The organism is Cupriavidus sp. PB-02 (genome assembly GCF_058252315.1).
In genome coordinates this window covers 577,598-597,475 of record NZ_JBXPSX010000003.1, presented here as the reverse complement: position 1 = coordinate 597,475, position 19,878 = coordinate 577,598, and the positions used below count along the sequence as shown (strand labels likewise).

At 60.6% G+C, this 19,878-nt stretch carries 14 protein-coding genes and 6 pseudogenes; 5 read left to right on the top strand and 15 right to left on the bottom strand.

Annotation, left to right across the window (positions count from 1 at the left end; genetic code table 11):
* The first annotated feature begins 58 nt into the window (after positions 1 to 58).
* Together AC10V3_RS37170 and AC10V3_RS37165 are read left to right on the top strand one after the other, a co-directional pair.
* Positions 59 to 307 (top strand): annotated as a pseudogene (locus AC10V3_RS37170) (H-NS family nucleoid-associated regulatory protein).
* A gap of 122 nt (positions 308 to 429) precedes the next feature.
* The gene (locus tag AC10V3_RS37165) at positions 430 to 930 is read left to right on the top strand and encodes a hypothetical protein (RefSeq protein WP_349604785.1); all 501 of its coding nucleotides are present in this window, start codon (positions 430 to 432) and stop codon (positions 928 to 930) included.
* A 600-nt stretch (positions 931 to 1,530) separates the two neighbouring features.
* On the opposite strand, the pseudogene AC10V3_RS37160 reads toward AC10V3_RS37165, so the two are convergent.
* The 15 genes and pseudogenes from AC10V3_RS37160 to AC10V3_RS37090 all read right to left on the bottom strand — a co-directional run.
* Positions 1,531 to 1,713 (bottom strand): annotated as a pseudogene (locus tag AC10V3_RS37160) (IS6 family transposase); the annotation flags it as partial.
* A 119-nt stretch (positions 1,714 to 1,832) separates the two neighbouring features.
* Positions 1,833 to 3,479 carry a group II intron reverse transcriptase/maturase gene (gene ltrA, locus AC10V3_RS37155; protein WP_490924637.1) on the bottom strand — a complete coding sequence of 549 codons (1,647 nt, stop codon included), beginning with the start codon at positions 3,477 to 3,479 and terminating at the stop codon, positions 1,833 to 1,835.
* A gap of 541 nt (positions 3,480 to 4,020) precedes the next feature.
* Positions 4,021 to 4,617, bottom strand: a pseudogene (locus AC10V3_RS37150) (IS6 family transposase); the annotation flags it as partial.
* A gap of 45 nt (positions 4,618 to 4,662) precedes the next feature.
* The gene (locus AC10V3_RS37145; RefSeq protein WP_490924636.1) at positions 4,663 to 5,970 is read right to left on the bottom strand and encodes a patatin-like phospholipase family protein; all 1,308 of its coding nucleotides are present in this window, start codon (positions 5,968 to 5,970) and stop codon (positions 4,663 to 4,665) included.
* Positions 5,971 to 6,139: 169 nt separating this feature from the next.
* Positions 6,140 to 6,373: pseudogene (locus AC10V3_RS37140) on the bottom strand (SUMF1/EgtB/PvdO family nonheme iron enzyme); the annotation flags it as partial.
* A gap of 1,262 nt (positions 6,374 to 7,635) precedes the next feature.
* On the bottom strand, positions 7,636 to 9,033 hold the full coding sequence (locus tag AC10V3_RS37135) for an ISKra4 family transposase (protein ID WP_490924635.1): 1,398 nt from the start codon (positions 9,031 to 9,033) through the stop codon (positions 7,636 to 7,638).
* Between the two features lie 36 nt (positions 9,034 to 9,069).
* Positions 9,070 to 9,678, bottom strand: a complete 609-nt coding sequence (locus AC10V3_RS37130; RefSeq protein ID WP_022540314.1) for a plasmid pRiA4b ORF-3 family protein — start codon at positions 9,676 to 9,678, stop codon at positions 9,070 to 9,072.
* 90 nt (positions 9,679 to 9,768) lie between these two features.
* Complete coding sequence (locus tag AC10V3_RS37125) at positions 9,769 to 10,332, bottom strand: Hsp20/alpha crystallin family protein (protein WP_490924634.1); 564 nt, start codon at positions 10,330 to 10,332, stop codon at positions 9,769 to 9,771.
* A gap of 413 nt (positions 10,333 to 10,745) precedes the next feature.
* Positions 10,746 to 12,682, bottom strand: a pseudogene (dnaK, locus tag AC10V3_RS37120) (molecular chaperone DnaK).
* An 87-nt stretch (positions 12,683 to 12,769) separates the two neighbouring features.
* Positions 12,770 to 14,392 carry a chaperonin GroEL gene (groL, locus tag AC10V3_RS37115; RefSeq protein ID WP_490924633.1) on the bottom strand — a complete coding sequence of 541 codons (1,623 nt, stop codon included), beginning with the start codon at positions 14,390 to 14,392 and terminating at the stop codon, positions 12,770 to 12,772.
* A 41-nt stretch (positions 14,393 to 14,433) separates the two neighbouring features.
* Positions 14,434 to 14,721, bottom strand: a complete 288-nt coding sequence (locus AC10V3_RS37110; RefSeq protein ID WP_022540319.1) for a co-chaperone GroES — start codon at positions 14,719 to 14,721, stop codon at positions 14,434 to 14,436.
* Positions 14,722 to 14,869: 148 nt separating this feature from the next.
* Positions 14,870 to 15,250 (bottom strand): hypothetical protein, encoded by a 381-nt coding sequence (locus AC10V3_RS37105; protein ID WP_020201309.1) that lies wholly within the window; start codon positions 15,248 to 15,250, stop codon positions 14,870 to 14,872.
* Between the two features lie 239 nt (positions 15,251 to 15,489).
* Complete coding sequence (locus AC10V3_RS37100) at positions 15,490 to 16,056, bottom strand: Hsp20/alpha crystallin family protein (protein ID WP_041682411.1); 567 nt, start codon at positions 16,054 to 16,056, stop codon at positions 15,490 to 15,492.
* Positions 16,057 to 16,144: 88 nt separating this feature from the next.
* Positions 16,145 to 16,552 carry an Hsp20/alpha crystallin family protein gene (locus AC10V3_RS37095; RefSeq protein WP_022540321.1) on the bottom strand — a complete coding sequence of 136 codons (408 nt, stop codon included), beginning with the start codon at positions 16,550 to 16,552 and terminating at the stop codon, positions 16,145 to 16,147.
* 15 nt (positions 16,553 to 16,567) lie between these two features.
* A complete protein-coding gene (locus tag AC10V3_RS37090; RefSeq protein ID WP_022540322.1) occupies positions 16,568 to 17,008 on the bottom strand; it encodes an Hsp20/alpha crystallin family protein in 441 nt (146 codons plus the stop codon).
* 507 nt (positions 17,009 to 17,515) lie between these two features.
* Between AC10V3_RS37090 and AC10V3_RS37085 the strand changes: the two are divergent.
* From AC10V3_RS37085 to AC10V3_RS37075, 3 genes and pseudogenes are all read left to right on the top strand, one after another.
* A pseudogene (locus tag AC10V3_RS37085) lies at positions 17,516 to 17,780 on the top strand (hypothetical protein); the annotation flags it as partial.
* A 335-nt stretch (positions 17,781 to 18,115) separates the two neighbouring features.
* Positions 18,116 to 18,811, top strand: coding sequence for a haloacid dehalogenase type II (locus AC10V3_RS37080; RefSeq protein WP_022540323.1), 696 nt, complete (start codon positions 18,116 to 18,118; stop codon positions 18,809 to 18,811).
* Positions 18,812 to 18,819: 8 nt separating this feature from the next.
* Positions 18,820 to 19,875, top strand: a complete 1,056-nt coding sequence (locus AC10V3_RS37075) for a phosphotransferase (protein WP_041682412.1) — start codon at positions 18,820 to 18,822, stop codon at positions 19,873 to 19,875.
* The last annotated feature ends 3 nt before the right edge of the window (positions 19,876 to 19,878 follow it).

Below are 19,878 nucleotides of genomic sequence, written 5' to 3'. Positions count from 1 at the left end.
GGCGCGGCTACGGCCGCCTCCAACCCGGATGACGGCAGCGATAGCAGTGACGACAACGATGACAGCCAACCATGAGCGGGCGGCGGCGATCCGCTGGATCCAGGACCAGATGGCCGACTATGGGCTGACGATGGACGAGTTAAAGGCGGCGGGGTGCTTCGACCCACCTCCACCCCCACCCCCTCCGCCACCGGTCTGATACCGGAACGCCAAGGGAGTGAGTTGGGACGGGCAGGGCGAGATGCCCGATTGGCTGCGGCGGGCGGTCAATGCAGGGCAATCGGTGGAGTTTTTCCGGGTCGGATAGGGGCTCAGGGTTATCCCTGCTTCAACAGCGGGCCGGTCTCGGGCCGTACCCCTTGTGATAGCGGATTCCCCTATCTTGGCCTGGCCCCAGTCTGGGTCCACCAGGTTGACGATTGGCAGGTCGTGAAATGGCGCAAACTGCATGAGACCGCGCAGCATCAAGGCGCCGCCGCGCTGTGCCTGATCTTGCGCCTATCCTGGGCCGCGCCTAGATTTAGCGCATGGGGGGCAGTCCTCGGGCTGGCGTGGACAAAGGAAATCGTGAGCGCGGAAATTGCGGTGGTACTCGGGCTTGTGGTCTACAAGCTCGCCTGCCTGGCGGTTGGCACGCTGTTCGCTTGGCTCGGGTATCGCCTTTTCATGGCCGGAATCTGGGGGGCCGCCGGAAACCTGGAGGCCAATTTCAAGGATTGGAGACTGATGCTCAAGAGTGCGGCACCCGGAACCTTCTTTGTTGTCCTTGGCGCGGTCGTCATCCTCTACGCAGTATTTACCGGACTGAAACTTGGCGCCACCAAGAACATTGGCGCCGTGGAACGCGTCGTCCCATTCGACAAGGCGCCGTCTCTGCCTAAGCAAGGCAACGGCCAGGAAGCCGCGCCGGCCAAACCGGCGCGGCAATGACTTTAACGCAAGGCAGAGGGCGGACGGAGAAAGGGAATTGCCGTGAGAGTCGTCCCGAAAACTTCCTATTGCGGGGTTGCGTGCGGCCTCGTCCTGTGCGCGATGCCGGTGGTAGGGCGAGCCGATCTGAATGATTCCAACTTCGTCGCAGCCACGCACGCGTATGACATGCGAGACTGCGAGGGCACACTCAAATACTTGGCGATTTACCGACAAAGAGATGCGGCGTTTCTGGCCAGCAACCCACAGATTGATGTACGAATTCGTCAGACGGAAAGGTTCTGCGCCGAGCACCTCCGAGGGCTTCGCACCCCTTCGGAGAGCGTGACCGTCGGTGGTCAGGGCGCACCACCTCTATTTCCTGTGTTCGGCTCGTCGCTGCCCGAAGTTACTGGGGCACCGCCGCCGGTAACGCCCCCTGGCCCGCCATCCAGGCTGCCGCCGCCTCCGCCCCTTGGCCCGGCACCTTCAAAGCCTTGATTGGATCGAGCGAGCGTGATCCGCGCGCGAAAGGCGGGAAGGGGGCGGAGCCTTGCTGGAAGCGGCTCTCCAGTTGATTGCCGCCACTTTTCGCGGGCCGGACCTTGGGGGCGCTGTGCCTTATGAAGCCAGGGAATAGAACTGCTGCGCAGCCGACGGATTGCTCCCATCGTGGCACTGCATCTGGCCCTTGGCGATCATATGCGTGAGCTCGATGCCGGCCAGCAAGATGCGCGCGCAGCGGAAGTCCTTGAAGCCAAGCATTGGTCGAGTCTGGCGCTTGATGGCCCGATGGTCCTGGTCGGGTAGCCGTACCGCATTGCTGCGGTACGGCCCCCTAAGAACCGTACGTGCGCCTTTAGGAGCATACGGCTCAAGCCTCTACAGAGGCATCTGTCGACACCCGGTGGCACAACTTCTTTTCAGGCGTATTGCGGAGTTCTACGGCAATTGAGATGGTGCACTTGAAGGTTGCTTGCTGCATCCGTCCCGCCGTCAGTTTGCTTCACAATATGCGAAACATCCCAGCGGGTGTTCATTGTGATGGGCTGCTGACAGTTGGAACACATGCCATCTTGCCTTAGCCAGACACGGTACAGCTTACCGTGCCCTCGCGCCGAGTTCAGCATCTTCTGGCCCCATCGGGATTCGAAGTACGGCGCCCAGTGCGGATCGTGCGGATTGGCGCTCGCCTTGATCTTGACATGCCGTTTGATTGGCGTGTCCGATACCTTCAGCAAGGTGACCTCTCTTGTCGTGCCATCCTCTTTTTTTTCTGTGGCGGCAAATACCCAGTCCCGGAGACCTTTGGTTTTGAAGTATTTCGTTTTTATCCATCGGGCGCCTTTGTTAGGGTGCCTTCTTGCCGCCCATCGCCATAGCATTGACCAGACCTCGTGATCAACCCGATCGAAGGTTTTCTTGGCGACTACATGGCTGTGATAATTCGCCCATCCTCGTAAAACAGGATTGAGCAGCCTTATCAGGCTCGCCTGTTTAGCCGTCTTGTTGGCCTTGATGATTTCACGAATTTTGTCAAGATGCGCCTTGACGTTCGCTTTCGACGGTTTCATCAGTAGCTTGCCGTTGTACTTGCGAATGTTCCATCCGAGAAAATCAAACCCCTCCTTGATGTGCGTTATCCTGGTTTTTTCTGGGGATAAGACCAGCCCGCGTTCCGCCAGAAATTCAGCTACTGCCGGCCTGACTTCATGTTCCAGCCACTCTTTCGAGTGGCCGGTAATAATGAAATCGTCCGCGTAACGCACCATGTTAATTTTCAGTCCTCTCTGCCTGGCTCGCGGAAATTTTTCCGCTAGCCTAGCTTCGAGGCCATCGAGCGTCATGTTGGCTGCCACCGGTGAAATGATTCCCCCTTGCGGGGTGCCGGCGTCAGTGGGGAAGAGTTCGTTTTGATACACGTAGCCCGCTTTGAGCCACTTCTTTAGGATCACCTTGTCCGTGGGGAGATTGGCGATCATCCAGTCGTGGGAAATTTTGTCGAAACAGCCTTGAATGTCAGCCTCCAGCACCCATTCCGCACTCGCCTTTTTCGCCAGAGAAATGAAGCATTGTCCTCCAGCGTCAGCAGTTGAGCGTTCCGGCCTGAACCCATAAGAGTTCAGGTCCGCAGTGGTTTCCGCAACGGGTTCCAGCGCCAGCAGATGTAGCGCCTGCATGGCGCGGCATTTCATCACGGGGATGCCGAGGGGCCTCGTCTTGCCGTTTTTCTTCAGAATAAAAACCCTCCGAAGCGGAAGGGGCGAATAACCCCGCCTCTTCAACGACGCAATCGCGTTGGCCTTTGCCGCCGGTGTTTTCCACGTTACCTTGTCCACACCGGGGGTGTTCCTGCCTTTGTTTTCAGTCACCCGCTTGACGGCTAATGCACGGCCGCTGAACGAGTGGGTCAGCAGCCATTGCAGGGCTTTCACCCTGTTATGGCGGCCGGCCTGTACCGCCTTCACCATACGCGACTGCAGCCTTCTTACCTGACGTTGAACATCGGCCCAATTGATGCCGTCCCACGCCACGCCAGAAGGTGCACGCGCCCGTGTTGCTGCACTCATTTGCTTTCCTTCCGTATAGATGATTCTGCAAACTCTCTGGTGAGGAGAGACCATGAGGAAGTCTGCCCGCTTTCGCGTCGGGTGATGTTGCAACCCGTATCCCGTCCATTACAGTCGGGCATTCGCTTTTTCCCCGATCCTGTGCCCGCACCGCCATGGGCAGGCCTCGCAGCCTGCTGTCCCCGAAGGGAGCGATACGGGGTTTCCACGTTCCGCTTACGGAAGTACGTCGGGTTAGGTGCCTGCTCTGGGCCGGAAGGTATATGGGTCACGAACGCGTAATCGAGAAACGCTGTTCCCACCTCCAGTACCGTTTGGTTCGAGCGCAATAGCCATTTCCGCTCGTTCAACATAACGACCCTGTTGCAGATTCAAATGTTTTCACCATACCGACTATCTGGCACTCATCCGGCTTATGGCTGCCAGAAGGGTACGCCTCTCGCGATTGATACCCCGCGCCTTGCGGCGCTTCGTTACGTTGTCAGAGCCGCTCTTGATTCAGGCTCCTGGATTCACCGGGTGACACCGGTGGTTCACTCCTTCTATACGGCGAGAAGGGCGAACAACTTCTGTAAGCGACTTCGTGTCGCACCTCGACGAGGTTGTTCAGGTACTTGTTTTGCCGGATCTTGATGGGAGTTTCCCTTTTGGCATTGATGGCCTGCAGGGCAGCCAGATTAGCGCCACTCTTGTCCACCGTGACCGTCTGTGGAACTCCGTTGCCGGCGATGGCCTTCTCGAAGAAGCGCCGGGCAGCGGCCGTGTCACGGCGTGCACACAACAGGAAATCAATGGTCTTGCCGGCCTTGTCCACGGCCCGGTAGAGATACTTCCATTGCCCCTTGACCAAGATGTAGGTTTCGTCCATGCGCCAGCTGGCGCCCACCGAACGATGATGCCTGCGAAATGCCTTCTCGAATACCGGCAGCAGCTTGATCACCCAGCGATGCACGGTGGAATGGTCCACCGGGATGCCGCGTTCGGCCATCATTTCCTCCAGATCGCGCAGACTCAGTGAGTACGCTACGTACCACCGCACGCATAGCAGGATCACGTCCAGCGGGTAGTGCAGGCGCTTGAGCACCTTGGCAATCCCTGCCGGCAGGCTCTTCCGTGGGCGCTTGGTCTGATGGCTCATCTTCTGGCTTCGCGGTTCGAGACCCCACATTCTACGTCGACACCCTTACTGCGACGGAACCCTTGCGTTTGCCTCTCCCGCTTGTCGCGGCTCGGTCACGATCCTGGCGCCGGCGTCCTTCAGCAGCCGCTGAAAATCGGGCGATGCCAGGACGATCTTCCCTGCGGCGGCGCGCAGGCGGTCGACGGCCTCGGGCGGCAGGGAAAACGACGTGGGGAGTTCATTCAGGTAGGCCAGTTCCGCCTTGTCCTCCAACTGGGCGAACGACACATCGATGGCATAAATGGTCGCGTCCGGCGTGCGTAGCGCGGTGGCAACCGCTGCATCCTTGTTCGCGGCAAACGCGGTGGACTGGCGCACCTGGCGCATGGCTTGCCAGCGCGCCTGGCTGTCCTTCAACAACTCGGTCGCCTCGTAGGAGTAGTGGTCAATCGGCACGCCCGCGGCTTTCACCAGTATCGATATCGTGCCCGGCGAGGATTCCGACTTGTCCCATGCCGTCTTGGGAACGGACAGCGAATTGACGACAAAGACGACAATCCTGCGCAACTGATCGAGCGGTGTATGTTGCCCGATCAGGTGCAGCGCTTCCATGAGCTCCAGCGTATCCAGTACGCTACGCATGCCCAGGTTGTCCGAGACACCCCCATCCACGACATGGAGATAGGGCCGGTTGATACTGTCGCCGAATTCCGCCTCTTCCTTGATATGGCGGGTCGCGCGCGCGGCTGGCCTGGGCGGTTCGGCGGCGTCGATAAATGCCTTGATCCAGCTCGGTGGCGCGTAGCCGCAATTGCCACCGTAGTTGTTGAGCGTGATCGGCGTGAGCACCACCGGCACCGCGGACGATGCGGCCGCTGCACGCGACAGCCGCACCGCATTGAGGTCCGAGCAGAGCACATCGAACGTGGCTTGCGTAAAGGGCAGGCGCGCGCCTGTGGTGATGTCGGTAGCCGAGGCGACGATGAACGGGCCGTTCCCGCGATCGAGGTCGCCGAACGTCGCACCATGGAAAAGAATCTCGTCGTACAGATCCGCCGCCAGCTCCGAGCGGTCCCAACCGCTAGACCACAGTGATGGCCAGTAGGCCGGATTGAGCGTGCGGAAGGTAATCTCGCCCTGCACGTCGCGCTTGAGGAAGCGCTGTTCGTAGTCGTCGAACAGCTTCTCGCCGTAGAGGCCATAGGCGAGCGCCGTAAAGCTGCCGCCCGACACGCCGGTGATGACGCCCACATGATCGAGCAGGCTCGACCTGCCCCTCGGTCCCTCGACCTGGGTGTTGCGCAGGAACTCGAGGACGCCGTACGAGAAAGCGGCGGCGCGAGTGCCCCCGCCCGAGAAGGCCAGGATCACCAGGTTTTCCTTGTCCGTCGAAAATTGCGGGCGAGTAAAGAAGCGATAACCGGTATTCTGGTCGGCGTGGGCCAGCGGCGGATTGACGGGCCGGCTCGCGCAGCCGCCGAGCAGAAGCAGGAACGCAAGTACCAGCCATGCAGGCGTTGATGATCTGGCCATAGCTTTCTCAGGATTTCCGATTTAGACCGAGATCCTTCCAGGCGTCGGCGTCAACAACCAGCCGGAATCCGAGGTGCGACATCGGGTTGAACGGATCGCAACTGCGACGTGCGCTTGGCCGGTAGCTCAGGCAATAGTCAGCGTTGCACAGAAACGAGCCGCCGCGGATCACGCGTTTTGGCGCGTTCGCCGGCACGCCCGGCTCGTCCGGATCGTAGCTCGAGGATGGCCCGCGCGGATTGAGTGCCTTGCCTTCCCGTGCCTGCCCGGCCCCTGCCGGGCACGACTTGCGCTGTGAGTGCTTTTGCTGCGCCCCTCCCGAAGGTAGGGGTAACCCCATTTTGCGACCATTTTGCGCGTGGGTCATTGGCGGTTGGCCTGGTGCAGTGAAGGAATCCTGCCGCTCCGGTTTTTCCAGGCTGACGGCCTGGTCGCAAATCGGCGACCCAAAAAAAGCACCTTTTACAGGTGCTCAGCGCTTTCAGCCCTCCACACGTGGGTCCGAACCGGGTCAGCAAACTCATGATCCGGTTCGGACTTGCAGGCCTATTAGACCTACACAACCACGCTCCCATCTAGGAAGGCGTGATCGTTTTCGCTGACGTACCTTCGCTTTGCTACGGCGTGTCTCAGTCAGCACTAGAAGTATAGGGCAGCCGACGATCAGATCAACCTGGCGGCTACGCTGCTGCGCGCCCGCCCGCACTTCACGATGCAAATTTTCAGCGTAGGTTTTGGCGTAGGTCGCGCCGGAATCCCTTATTTCCATTCTCTCAAGACTTGGAGCCGGAGGCCCTGAGTCCGGAACTTGGTTCGGATGATGAGAGGTTCGTCGATAGCGGAGCCTTCTGCAAAACCCGGCCGTGCATCCTGGGCCCACTACTTCCCGCACCGGTTGACGCCACGCCGTCCCGCTCACGACCACCGTGATGGGCGATGCTGCGGCAAGTACCGTCAAGCCCACTGCGGCGAACGAGTAGATGCTTCGTCCTCCGAGACGATGGGACGAGACGGCGATATCGGCCGCGCTTTGGCAGATCGTCTTGCTCACCGAGGCCACCAGGTAGTTGGCTTGGCTCAGCTTGATCAACGCGCGCAGCTTCGACCCTGGCCCCCTACCGTTCGACATTGCTGTGCGGCCGATCCAGTTCGACGGCCTGCTGCGTCAGGTCGGACTGATACGAAGGGCCGGCTACCTATCCCCGATCGCCCAACGCGCTCAGGAAATTTTGCGCAAGGCAGCCCAGGAGTTGTAAGCCTATACGCCTTGAACCGCGACTGTCAGCTCTGGTCGAACACTTACCGTCCGAGTCGGCTGCTTGAATGTCCGTTGTACCTCGTGGACCTGCCGTCGAAGTCGCGCCCGGCCGAAGGGCGGATTAGGGTCCAGCCTTCGACCGTCTCGAAGCGGATGCTCGTCGCCCGCCTCCACCAATCTTCGCTACGCCGCGTGTCTGGGCGCGACCCGGTATGGGCTGGAGACCGCGCCAAACCGGGTGCTGACTAAGCGGCAAGGCGGTGGCCTTCTTCGCCAGCGATGGACGGATACCATCGTTCAACGTAAGACCGGAGCTGGTCACTGAGCACGGCCGGCCTGATTTGAAGCAGGTTGTGCGCGTGCCGAGGCCGCCAGGCCATCTGCTGCCGTTTGACGAACCGCTTGCTGACCACTTGGTTGACGGCTGACTCGACAAAACCTGAGGCAATGGGCTCGCCATGTCGATAGCGGTCACCGTAGTTCACGATGAAGTGCCGGTTGTTGTCCAAGTAGACAATGAACTCCTCGAGCTTGCCAAGGAGTTTGGCCTCTTCGGGGCTGGCCTCAGCGTCCAGATCCCAGCCCAGGCTTTCCAGTCGGCGCAACGCCGGATAGGGGCAACCGTGCCACAGGTGCCACTTGGCGCCATGCAGATCCTTGATCAATGCCGCGTTGGTCGGGCCGTCGCAGTGGGCCGGCCGGCCCTTGATCATCTGTTCGAGGTTCTGTACCCGCATGGCGATGTGGAACCAATCGAGAACGTACTCACCGCGGTCACCAAAGCCGAGTTGGGCAAACCGTACGGTATCCCCGCCGTCCGACAGAAAGGTCACCGGCTGACAGGGTTGCACACCCTCACGAAGAAGGAAATTCCACATACGATCGGCCGGTCGGCGCTCCAGTTTATGCACGTAGGCAAAACTATGCCCGCCATCCTGATCTCGCAGGGACTTCCCGACAATCACTTCAAACCAGCCGTCCTGGCGGCGCCGGTGTCCGGCCCGCCGAAGGAAGCCGCCGTCAATGCCAACCGCGCGGACCGGACTGGGCTCGGGGATCTCGGGCGAGCGCACGCTCGCCTCCACCTCCGCCTGCTGCCGCACGTCGGTTGCCTGCTCCGCTTCCAGCCGGCGACCGACCTTGGTGACCTGGCGCCGGATCGAGCTGGCTGCCAGTACATGATCGAGCGGCAATACTTCCTGCAGGACGTTGACGGTCAGACCATACGACATCAACGCTGCAAACTTCACCTCGAGATACTGCAGTTCTGGACTGACCCGCTCAGGCAAGCAGTTAGCGACCGGACTGAAGCTAGGGGCGTCGCCCTGGCACTGCCGGCAGGGGTACAGCCTCGGACTGTCAATCGACAGCCGTCCGAACGCGCTACGGAAAACCAAGTGATGGTGGCCCTTGCAAGCCAGCTGCGCCCCGCACGTGGGACAAACGCTGGTCCGGGCAACTGCCTCGGCCACCTGTGCCGTGACCATCGTGCGCTGCAGCCGGCCCAGCAATGATTTCGCCTCCTGCAGATGCAGCCCCAGCGAGCCCACATCAAGGCCATCTCTCTCGAACTGGGCTATCTCGGTGACGGTGGCTGGCGCGCCTCCATCGTCCTGCACGACGAGTTGCAAGCTGATACGCATGGCCGCCCTCCTTCCTTCGAAGCTGCGGCGACCAGTCTACCCCTCGAGCTCTCGCAGCCGATCATTGACGATCCGACGATCAAAGCGACGATCCAGCCAAATCAGCCACCCATCGACCTCGTCGCGCAGGTCTTCCAGCACGATTGGCCCTTCGCGCAGTGACTCGATCCAATCGACGAACTCATATTCACTGTGTTCGTCCCTGGCCTCCAGATACCTCTCGATTCCGCCAATGTCCTCGGGCGGGCATGGCCCGCAACCCGCCACGCAACGGGGCAACTGGCCAGGCCGTTGCCGCAGCATACGCCGCTCCAGGCGTATCTCGTGGCGCCACCACGCGTTGAAGTCATACACATAGACGAAGCCTTCGTGTTCGCGGAGATGAAACGCGGTCAGCGGCAGTTCGCTGGCGACTGTGCAGAACTGCAAGACGCCCTCCTGAGCTTCGCCGTAACGCCTGCCACGAATGCTGAACGTGTGCAGGTGTTCGTCGGCCCAGCCCATGACGACCTGGATGACATGGTGCAATCGCCCGAGTGTCAAGTGCTCGGGAACGAGGACGCGCCGCCAAACCGGCGGACTCAGGCCGCGCAGAGCAATTCGAAGTTGAAGGACGGAGATCGCCGGTCCAGGATCGGGAGCCATGCGCGCATTGTAGGTGCCTCATTGGCCTCTTAGTAGCGGTCCGGCCGTCAGCCCCCGTTTTGGCGCGCTTTCCTTTCTTGCCTGCTTGCCCTAGCCAATATCGATCGTGCGACTCGCGGATCGCGCCGCCTCTGATTTCGGCACGGTCAACGTGAGCACACCATTGTCAAACTTTGCCAGGGTGTGATCGGGGTCGGCGTTTTCCGGCATGGGAATCGTGCGCACGAAGTTTCCATAGGCGCGCTCTAGCCGGTAGCAGCCATCTTCCTCGCTGCGCACGTCCTGCTTTTTCTCGCCGCGCAGCACGATCGCCCCGTCCTCGACGCTCACGTTCAGGTCTTCGCGATCCATCCCTGGCAATTCGGCGGTCACGCGCAGCACCTGCCCTTCGTCGACCACGTCGATGCGCGGCTGGAAGCGCGATGAACTGAAGTCGCCAAACCATCGCTCGAGTGCACCACGGCCGGCAAACGGGTCATGAAAGAACTCCTCCACTGCGCGCCACGGTTCGCGTGAGAACAGTCGCGGAATGTCAGGCAAGGAGGCGCGCCATTGTTCGCTCGCCGGCGTGCTTTCCGGGCTGTCCCCATCGGACTTGCGGGCCGCCCCGCGAAGGAACTTGAAGAGATTCCACTTTTTCGGGTCGGTGTTCATCGTATCCTCCTCTAAGAGGTCTGGCAGGAGAACCGGATTCCAGTTGGTGTCAGCCGCATCGTCGATGATCTATTGACCGTAGGAACCCCCTGATGTGCGGTTTCCTGACGGTACATGAATAGCGCACGGGGAAAACTCCCTGAAGACATCTCGCAGATGGCAGTTGCAGAAAGCAGGACCGGTATATTTTCGGTACGTTATGACAGCCGTAGGGGTTGGTCTTCGGTTCTATGCGAAGGCGTCAGTCGTTGCTAACCGGTTTGACAAGCCCCTGGCTGTCGCAGCCACTTAGGCGTGTTCTTCGCCGTATATGCCGGCCGCGAAATCATTACAAGAAACCCCGACAGAGGCCGCAAACGTACGAAAAAAACCGTTTCTTGAAGGCACCCCAAGTTTGACGGACGTCGGCTAATTTACTGCTTGGCGCCCGCTTCTTTGAACTCAACATCCTCCACGTCCTCGCCTTTCTTCTCGGCGCTCGCCTCTTTCGCGTCCGCGGCGCGACCGGAGCCAGTGCCCGGCTGAGCCTGGATGTCCGCATAGACCTTTTCACCGAGTTTCAGCGAGGCCGTGGCCAGGGCCTGCGTCCTGGCCTCGATCTCGGTCTTGTCGGAGGTCCTCAGTGCCGCCTCAAGGTCCCTGATTGCGGATTCGATCTTCTCCTTCTCGCCCGCATCCAGCTTCTCGCCGTATTCGGCTAACGCCTTACGCGAACTGTGTGCCAGCGCGTCACCGTGGTTGCGCGCATCGACCAACTCCCGCTGTCGATGGTCTTCATCAGCATGAGCCTCGGCGTCATGTACCATGCGCTGGATCTCGCCTTCAGACAGGCCCGAGTTAGCCTTGATGGTGATCCGGTTCTCCTTGCCGGTGGCCTTGTCCTTCGCCGACACGTGCAGAATGCCATTGGCGTCGATGTCAAACGTCACCTCGATCTGCGGCATGCCCCGCGGCGCCGGCGCAATGCCCTCCAGATTGAACTCGCCCAGCATCTTATTGCCCGTAACGATCTCGCGTTCGCCTTGGTACACCTTGATGGTTACCGCCGCCTGGTTGTCGTCGGCCGTAGAGAAGACCTGAGAGAACTTGGTCGGGATGGTGGTATTCTTGGTGATCATCTTGCTCATCACGCCGCCCAGGGTCTCGATCCCGAGCGAAAGCGGGGTGACGTCGAGCAACAACACATCCTTGCGCTCACCGGTTAGTACCGCACCCTGGATCGCCGCACCCACTGCCACCGCCTCGTCGGGGTTGACGTCCTTGCGCGGCTCGCGGCCGAAGAACGCTCTGACCTTCTCCTGCACCCTGGGCATGCGGGTCATGCCGCCCACCAGAATCACGTCGTCGATTTTTTCGACCGCGATACCGGCATCCTTGATCGCGATACGGCACGGCTCCATCGTGCGCTCGATCAGGTCTTCGACCAGAGGTTCGAGCTTTGCACGTGTGAGCTTCAGGTTCAAATGCCGCGGCCCGCTGGTGTCGGCCGTGATGTACGGCAGGCTGATTCCGTCTGCTGACTCGACGAGAGCTCGATCTTGGCCTTCTCCGCGGCTTCCTTCAGACGTTGCAGCGCCAGCACGTCCTTCGACAAGTCGACCCCTTGGTCTTTCTTGAACTCGCCGATGATGTAGTCGATGATGCGCTGGTCGAAGTCTTCGCCGCCCAGGAAGGTATCACCGTTCGTCGACAGCACTTCGAACTGCTTCTCGCCTTGCACGTCAGCGATCTCGATGATGGAAATGTCGAAGGTGCCGCCGCCAAGGTCGAACACGGCGATCTTGCGGTCGCGGCTTTCCCTCTTGTCCAGGCCGAACGCGAGCGCCGCCGCGGTCGGTTCATTAATGATCCGCTTGACGTCCAGCCCGGCGATGCGCCCGGCATCCTTGGTCGCCTGGCGCTGGCTGTCGTTGAAGTAGGCGGGCACCGTGATGACGGCTTCGGTGACGGGCTCGCCGAGATAGTCTTCGGCGGTTTTCTTCATCTTGCGCAGCACCTCAGCCGAGACCTGCGGCGGGGCGAGCTTCTGGCCCTGCGCTTCGACCCATGCGTCGCCGTTGTCGGCCTTCAAGATCGTGAAGGGCATCAGGCTGATATCCTTCTGCACTTCCTTTTCCTCATAGCGGCGGCCGATCAGCCGCTTGACCGCAAACAGCGTGTTCTTTGGATTCGTGACGGCCTGTCGCTTGGCGGGTGCGCCGACGAGGATTTCCTCGTCGTTCACATAGGCGACGATGGACGGTGTCGTGCGTGAACCTTCGGAGTTCTCGATCACTTTGACCTGGTTACCTTCCATCAGCGCCACACACGAGTTCGTAGTGCCGAGGTCAATGCCGATGATCTTGCTCATGATGTCCAAGCGCCTGGGCGCTGTCTTGGTTGGAAACGTGAATCGAAAGCCGTGCGCTGCACCACCCCCGCGCGCCTATGCGTCCCTTCAATACTCCAGCTCCGGTGACGCTGCAGCGGCTTTGCCCATGTCTCTCGGTACTTCGACCACGGACGCGTCCGTGGTCAGAATCAGCCCGGCGACGGACGCGGCGTTCTGCAGCGCGGTACGGGTCACCTTGGTGGGGTCGATCACCCCCATCTCGAACAGATCGCCGTATTCACCGGTGGCCGCATTCCAGCCGAAGTTGCCGTCATGTCCGAGTACCCGGTTCAGCACCACCGACGCTTCCTCGCCGGCATTGGCGGCGATCTGCCGCAGCGGTTCCTCCAGGGCACGCAGCACGATTCGGATGCCGGCTTCCTGATCGGCGTTGGCGCCTTGAAGCGGCTCAAGCTGGGTGCGGGCGCGCAGTAGCGCGACGCCGCCGCCCGCAACGATGCCTTCCTCGACCGCGGCCCGCGTGGCATGCAGGGCGTCTTCGACGCGCGCCTTCTTCTCCTTCATTTCCACCTCGGTGGCCGCGCCAACCCGGATCACCGCCACGCCACCGGCCAGCTTGGCGACCCGCTCCTGCAACTTCTCCTTGTCGTAGTCGCTGGTGGCCTCGTCGATCTGCCGCCGTATGGCCTTGATGCGGGCCTCGATTGCTGCGGGTTCGCCCGCGCCGCCGACGAGGGTCGTGCTCTCCTTCTCAATTTCGACGCGCTTGGCGTGCCCCAGATCTTCCAGCACGACATTCTTTAGCTGCTTGCCCGTCTGTTCCTCGATCAGCGTGCCACCGGTCAGGATGGCAATGTCTTCCAGCATGGCCTTGCGCCGGTCGCCGAAGCCCGGTGCCTTCACTGCGGCGGCCTTGAAGGTGCCGCGCAGGGAGTTGACGACCAGGGTCGCAAGTGCCTCGCCTTCCACGTCTTCGGCCACGACGAGCAACGGCTTGCCGGTCTTGGCCACGGCCTCGAGCACCGGCAGCAGATCGTGAATCGCCGATATCTTCTTGTCCTGCAGCAGGATATACGGCTCTTCGAGCATGACGGATTGCTTCTCGGGCTGGTTGATGAAGTAAGAGGCCAGATAACCGCGATCGAACTGCATGCCTTCGACCACCTCCAGCTCGCTCTCCAGCGACTTGCCGTCTTCAATAGTGATGGCCCCGTCCTTGCCGACCTTGGCCATCGCGTCAGCGATGATCTTGCCGATCGTCTCATCAGCGTTGGCGGAGATCGCGCCGATCTGGCCGATCTCCTTGCTCGTAGTGCAGGGCCGGCTCAGCTTGCGCAGCGCCTCGACGACCGCGCTCACGGCCAGGTCCATGCCGCGCTTCAGATCGATCGGATTCAGGCCCGCCACCACGTCCTTCATGCCCTCCTGAACCATCGCCTGGGCCAGCACGGTGGCGGTCGTGGTGCCGTCACCGGCCACGTCGGATGTCTTGGCCGCAACCTGCTTGACCAACTGGGCCCCCATGTTCTCGAACTTGTCGCGCAGTTCGATTTCCTTGGCGACCGACACCCCATCCTTGGTGATCAGCGGGGGCCCGAACGATCGCTCGAGGACCACATTGCGCCCCTTGGGGCCGAGCGTGACCTTGATCGCGTTGGCCAGCAGGTTGACTCCCGCCACGATGCGGCGGCGCGCGGACTCCTGAAATTGGATCTCCTTGGCTGCCATGATGAGACTCCTTGCGAAACGCTAGTCTTCTGTTCCTTCCTCTATTCAACGACGCACAGAATGTCCTCGTCACGCATCACCAGCACCTCCTCGCCTTCAAGCTTGACGGTGGTGCCCGCATACTTGCCAAATAGCACGCGCTCGCCAATCTTCACGCTCGGCGCGCTGACATGGCCATCGCCCAGGCGCTTGCCGGGGCCGACAGCCAGGACCTCGCCCTGGTCCGGCTTTTCGGCGGCGGTATCGGGGATGACAATACCGCTGGCCGTCTTGTGTTCTGCGTCCAAGCGTTTGACGATGACGCGATCGTGTAGTGGACGGATGTTCATAGCCTTGCTCCTCGTCCCATCACTGTGATCATGAGTTTGTCCGGCCGATCGGGTCGTGTCCGGGCCGCCGTTCAGGACATTCACGTGTCAACGCCGGCGTGTGGATTCAAACCACAAGCATTATTGGCCAGGCACCGATCCTGGCGCTTCACTGAATGGCCGGCACGGTGCCGAGCTTCTCTGCCAGCATCCGCTCATATACGCCAAAATGCACATCCACCTCTGCCTGACTGACGACGACAATGTCAATCGTGATCTGCTCGGGCGCCAAGCCGAACATCGTGGCCAGTGCCACTTCCAGGTGGGGGGCCGCCACTCTGTCCTTTTCGAACGTCGTGCCGATGCTGATCACGTAAGCATCGCCTTGCGCCGTGACGTCGACCAAACGGGCCCGCGCGCTGAGGTTGTTATCGATCGCGACTGTGACCAACTCCGCTACGCGCCGCGTCCGCTCGGTAGGAAAGCCGCGCGTGCACTTGAGCCGCACCCGATGCCTGCCTAGCGTCACCCACTCAGAATCGAATTCCATCGAAGTCTCCATCTCGGGAAGTGTTTACCGGCGGAAATAGAGGCCATTCCGGCGATTTCAAGACCTCAGCGTCGCACGTGGATTCGCTGCGGTTGCAAGCCAGCACCGCGCGTTCCGAGCGCCGCCTATGCCAGAAAGGGCCTCGGACGCGCTACCTTGCATGGCCAGCTGGAATCTCCCAGCTGAGCGCAACAGACTCACGCGAGTCTATGCCCTTGACGCAGCTCGCCATCTTCCACTCACTTCACCTCGATCTTCCTCACCGCAGATTGCCGCGCTCCGGTCTTGGGTAGACGCAGCGTCAATACGCCTCTGTCGAACTTCGCATCGATGTGATCGAGGTCGATGCCATCGGGCAGCGGGATACTGCGCATGAAGGCGCCGTATGCCCGCTCCAGGCGGTAGCAGCCGTTTTCCTCGCTCCGAATGTCCTGCTTCTTCTCACCTCGCAATACCAGGGCGCCATCTTCGATGGTAGTCTGCAGGTCCTCGCGATCCATGCCGGGCAGCTCCGCCGTGATCCTCAGCGCCGTGCCATCATCGACTACATCGATGCGAGGTTGGAAGCGCGACGAACTGAAGTCACCGAACCATCGATCCAAGCCGCCAAAGCCCGCGAAGGGTTCATGCAGAAACTCGCCCATCGCACGCAGGGGATCGCTTGAAAACAGCCGTGAAACGTCGGGCCAGTCCGGTGTCCAGTGCCTTGGCGCGGGAACATTCGACGACTCGCCCGTCGGCTGCCTATCCTCTGTCGATTTGCGTAGGAACTTGAATGGGTTCCATTTGCCCAGGTCTGTTTTCATCTTGTCCTCACCGACGTATGTCCAGCCCATTTCCGCGGGTACTGCGGTGGCGCCCTTGCAGACGCCACCGGTACCCGGCGGCGGCAACTCACGCCACGTTGACTGCAATGCGGCGTGGACGCGCTTCGTCGCGACGCGGGATTGTCAGTTTGAGCACACCGTCCTGCAAGTTCGCCTCGATCTTCGACGCGTCAAGGTCGGCACTCAGTGAAAAAGCGCGTGCGAAGTGTGGCTGGCGAATCTCCGCGTGCTGGACCCGCAATCCGGAGGGGGTTGGCACGACCGCTTCCGCCTCGATATGGAGGTTGCCGTCGTGGACATTCACCTCGAGCTTGTCCTTCGTCACGCCCGGAAGGTCGGCCCAGAGGGTGACGCCATTGGCGTCCTCCATAATGTCAACCGCGGGGAGCAGCGTCATCGTCGGCGACGACCTGTCCTCCTGGCTCTTTGCCACCGCGTTCTGGTTGCGCTCAACCATTTGGGTAGTGTCGTTCATGGCTTTCTCCTGGCGTTACTGGACCGTGATCGCCCGGGGCTTTGAGGCTTCGCGCTTGCCAACACTGATAGACAAGCAGCCGTTGGCATAGCGCGCCTGGACTTTGTCGGGGTCGGCGCTCTGCGGCAATTCGACCACACGCCGGAACGTGCCGGTGAACCGCTCTTGCGCATACAACCGGACCTCGGGATCTTCCGCAGCTTGCGCCGCTTCGCGCTGGCCGCTGATGGTCAGCAAGCCCTTGTCGATCGACACCTCGAACTGGTCTGGCTTGAGCCCGGGTGCGAACGCGACAATCTCGATGGAATCGTCCGTGGCACCGATATTGACCGGGGGAAATGCCCCGAAGCGGCCGGAGCGGATGCTGGATGGGAAGCCGCCGAACAAACTCGCCATCTGCCTTTGCATGCGGTCGAGTTCGCTGAAGAGGTCGGTTCCAAAGAAAAGATCGCTCATGGTCGTATCCCTCCTTCGATGCAGCAAGGAGGCGAAGGGGCATACGCGCTCCCATCCACCTGCCAAGCTGCTGGCAAACAAACAGAAACACGCAGCGCGCAATGGTCGCGACTGCCTGAGCGAAAATAAAATAGTAATTGCGCAGCCAAATTTCAAGGGGTCCAGCTTGCGCCGTTCCGCGAAAGGACATCGGCCGATTCGTGCTGCCCCCGGTCACGGTTGGGCAGATACGCTTACATTGCATCACCGGGGTTGCTTCCGTTACACGGCGCCACATCTATGTGCCGCATGGAGTGTATTTGTCGCGCGCAGGGCGTTGGGGTAAGTGCCGTACCTGACGCTTGCTTTCGCAATGACGCCTTTGACGCGTTGAAGGCCAAGCCGCCTCAGCAGAGAGGCACAGTTCGACTGGGGCCTGCCTTCGTGGCGTGCCTCGCTGGACGAGAGGCAAGCCGACGCCGGGCATAGTCCAACGAGTGGCGTTCGTAACACATGATGCGGCCCGCCCAACGGGTAATCGGTGCCTATGGTGACCGTGTGGTGATGGAGAATGCGTTGGACGAAACCATCGCGGCGCTCTTCAAGGAGGCCGGCCCCATGGCTTCACCTGCCGGTGGTTCGGCGGACGCGCGCGCGAGACGCTCTCGCACACTATGGTCGCGCCATCGAGCGCCTGAAGGCAGGTGACTGGAGCGGCTTCGGCTCAGAACTCGATGCACTCAAATCGCTGCTCGAAGAGCTTGGTGCCGGCCGCCCCGAGGATCGAAGGTGACGTTCTTCTGGCAGGCCAAAGTCCCCTTCGCGGCCATGAGGGGACCGTCGTCCGCCGCGCCACTAGGAGAACTGGCCTCTGTGCGAGCGGCCTCGTTCGCGACATGACATGTTTGCGCCGGTCTCGCGTTGTAAGAGCCTCAATGTGCCCTTTTCCTCAGGCAGTGCCTTAATGAGCCGCCCGACAAAGTTAGACCTGAACGGTCGAGGTAGGAAATACCAAGCATGCTCCAGATTCAAGTGGAAACTGCCTGGTTCTCCCGGCAAAAAAGCACCTCCTTAGCACTGATCCCAATAGACTTATTTGTACTTGTCCACCTGTAGAGAATTAACCAAATGACATACAAACCGAAATTCATCAGCTTCGATTGTTACGGCACTCTCATTAACTTCGAAATGGGGCCGACAGCCAAAAAGATTTTCGAAGATCGCGTTCCGACTGATCAGATGCAGGCATTTCTTGACAGCTTCCGATTTTACCGCCTCGATGAAATATTAGGCGAGTGGAAACCTTTCTTTGACGTTATTGAAAATTCCATTCAACGGGCGTGCCAGGCACATGGCGTTGAATATCGCGCATCTGATGCGGTCGCCTTGTACGACGCGGTCCCAACTTGGCAGCCCCATCCGGACGTAGTTGAGGTGCTTGAGGCAATTGCTCCGCACATCCCGCTGGTGATTCTCTCGAATTCGATGGTCGATTTGATTCCGCATAGCGTCGCGCACCTCAAGGCGCCCTTCCACGCCGTTTACACCGCGGAGGAAGCACGCGCCTACAAACCGCGGGCCCAGATATTCGAATATATGTTCGATCAGCTCGGTTGCGGACCAGACCAGATGATGCACGTCTCGTCGAGCTTTCGTTATGACCTCATGACGGCGTCCGATCTGGGATTCATGGCCAAAGCGTTCATCGATCGGGGTCACGAGCCCACTTCCGATAGCTATGGTGTCAACAGGTTGACCGATGTTCGCCAACTTCCCGGTTTGCTTGGACTTGAAGGCCTGTTTCCGACCGCGATGGTGAAATGAGACGCATGATGCCGGAGAATCGCCCGATTACGGCAGCGGCGTTGAGCACAGCGGCGCCCAGCCTTGTTCTAGACGAAGTGGGAGCCTTGGTCAGTCGTCTCTACGGTATCGATGGCAGTGTCAAATCGCTGGCCGGTGAACGCGACCAGAATTGCTGCATAGAGACAGCGGATGGGACTCGTTACGTTGTCAAGATCAGCAATCCATCGGAGCCGGTTTCGGTGGTCGATTTCCAGATCGCTGCGCTCGACCACATCGCCCGCGTATCGCCCGACCAGCCAGTGCCCCGAGTCGTGCGGACGCTTAGCGGACGTACGCGCGACACTGTGGCATTGGCCGATGGGCTTCAAACCACCGTGCGGATGCTTACCTATCTCGACGGCGTCCAGATTCGGGAGACTCCCCGGACCGCCGCACAGCGTCGGGCCATGGGGACAGTGCTCGCCAAACTAAACCTCGCGTTGCGCGATTTCACGCATCCTTCCGCGATGCACAATCTGCTCTGGAATGTTTCGGCGGCGCACCGGCTGACAGCGAAGCTCGATGGCATCGTGGACGCCTCGCGTCGCGCGCTCGCTGAGTCGTTCATGTCGCGCTTCAGCGACCATGTCCTGCCGCGTCTCGCCTCGGTGAGGGCGCAGGTAATCCACAACGACTACCATCTCTACAACGTTCTGGTCGCACCCGACGATCATGAACGCATTTTGGGGATTATCGACTTCGGCGACATGCTGTATGCGCCGCTGGTCGGCGAGGTCGCTACAGCGGCGGCCTTTCATATGACTGGCAACGCCGATCCGTTCGAGGGGCCTGCGCAGTTCGTCGGTGCCTATCACGCGACGCTGCCGCTTACCGAAATCGAGCAGGAGATCATCACTGATCTCATGGCGACACGCCACCTGATCACAGCGCTGATTTCCGAATGGCGCGCCGCCCGCTACCCCGAGAACCGGGCCTACATCATGCGCCACAATCCCGCAGCATGGGAAGCGCTCTCTCAGATGGCCGCTCTTTCCCGCAATGAGGCGCGCGACCGACTACTAACCGAAGTACGAAAAGGATAAGTG

Excerpts from the sequence above, each read along its gene's own strand:
- ltrA (WP_490924637.1), bottom strand. The coding sequence starts at position 3,479 with ATGAGTGCAGCAACACGGGCGCGTGCACCTTCTGGCGTGGCGTGGGAC.
- AC10V3_RS37125 (WP_490924634.1), bottom strand. The coding sequence starts at position 10,332 with ATGAACACCGACCCGAAAAAGTGGAATCTCTTCAAGTTCCTTCGCGGG.
- AC10V3_RS37080 (WP_022540323.1), top strand. The coding sequence starts at position 18,116 with ATGACATACAAACCGAAATTCATCAGCTTCGATTGTTACGGCACTCTC.
- AC10V3_RS37075 (WP_041682412.1), top strand. The coding sequence starts at position 18,820 with ATGCCGGAGAATCGCCCGATTACGGCAGCGGCGTTGAGCACAGCGGCG.
- AC10V3_RS37095 (WP_022540321.1), bottom strand. The coding sequence starts at position 16,552 with ATGAACGACACTACCCAAATGGTTGAGCGCAACCAGAACGCGGTGGCA.
- AC10V3_RS37105 (WP_020201309.1), bottom strand. The coding sequence starts at position 15,250 with ATGGAATTCGATTCTGAGTGGGTGACGCTAGGCAGGCATCGGGTGCGG.
- groL (WP_490924633.1), bottom strand. The coding sequence starts at position 14,392 with ATGGCAGCCAAGGAGATCCAATTTCAGGAGTCCGCGCGCCGCCGCATC.
- AC10V3_RS37130 (WP_022540314.1), bottom strand. The coding sequence starts at position 9,678 with ATGGCTCCCGATCCTGGACCGGCGATCTCCGTCCTTCAACTTCGAATT.
- AC10V3_RS37100 (WP_041682411.1), bottom strand. The coding sequence starts at position 16,056 with ATGAAAACAGACCTGGGCAAATGGAACCCATTCAAGTTCCTACGCAAA.
- AC10V3_RS37090 (WP_022540322.1), bottom strand. The coding sequence starts at position 17,008 with ATGAGCGATCTTTTCTTTGGAACCGACCTCTTCAGCGAACTCGACCGC.
- AC10V3_RS37135 (WP_490924635.1), bottom strand. The coding sequence starts at position 9,033 with ATGCGTATCAGCTTGCAACTCGTCGTGCAGGACGATGGAGGCGCGCCA.
- AC10V3_RS37110 (WP_022540319.1), bottom strand. The coding sequence starts at position 14,721 with ATGAACATCCGTCCACTACACGATCGCGTCATCGTCAAACGCTTGGAC.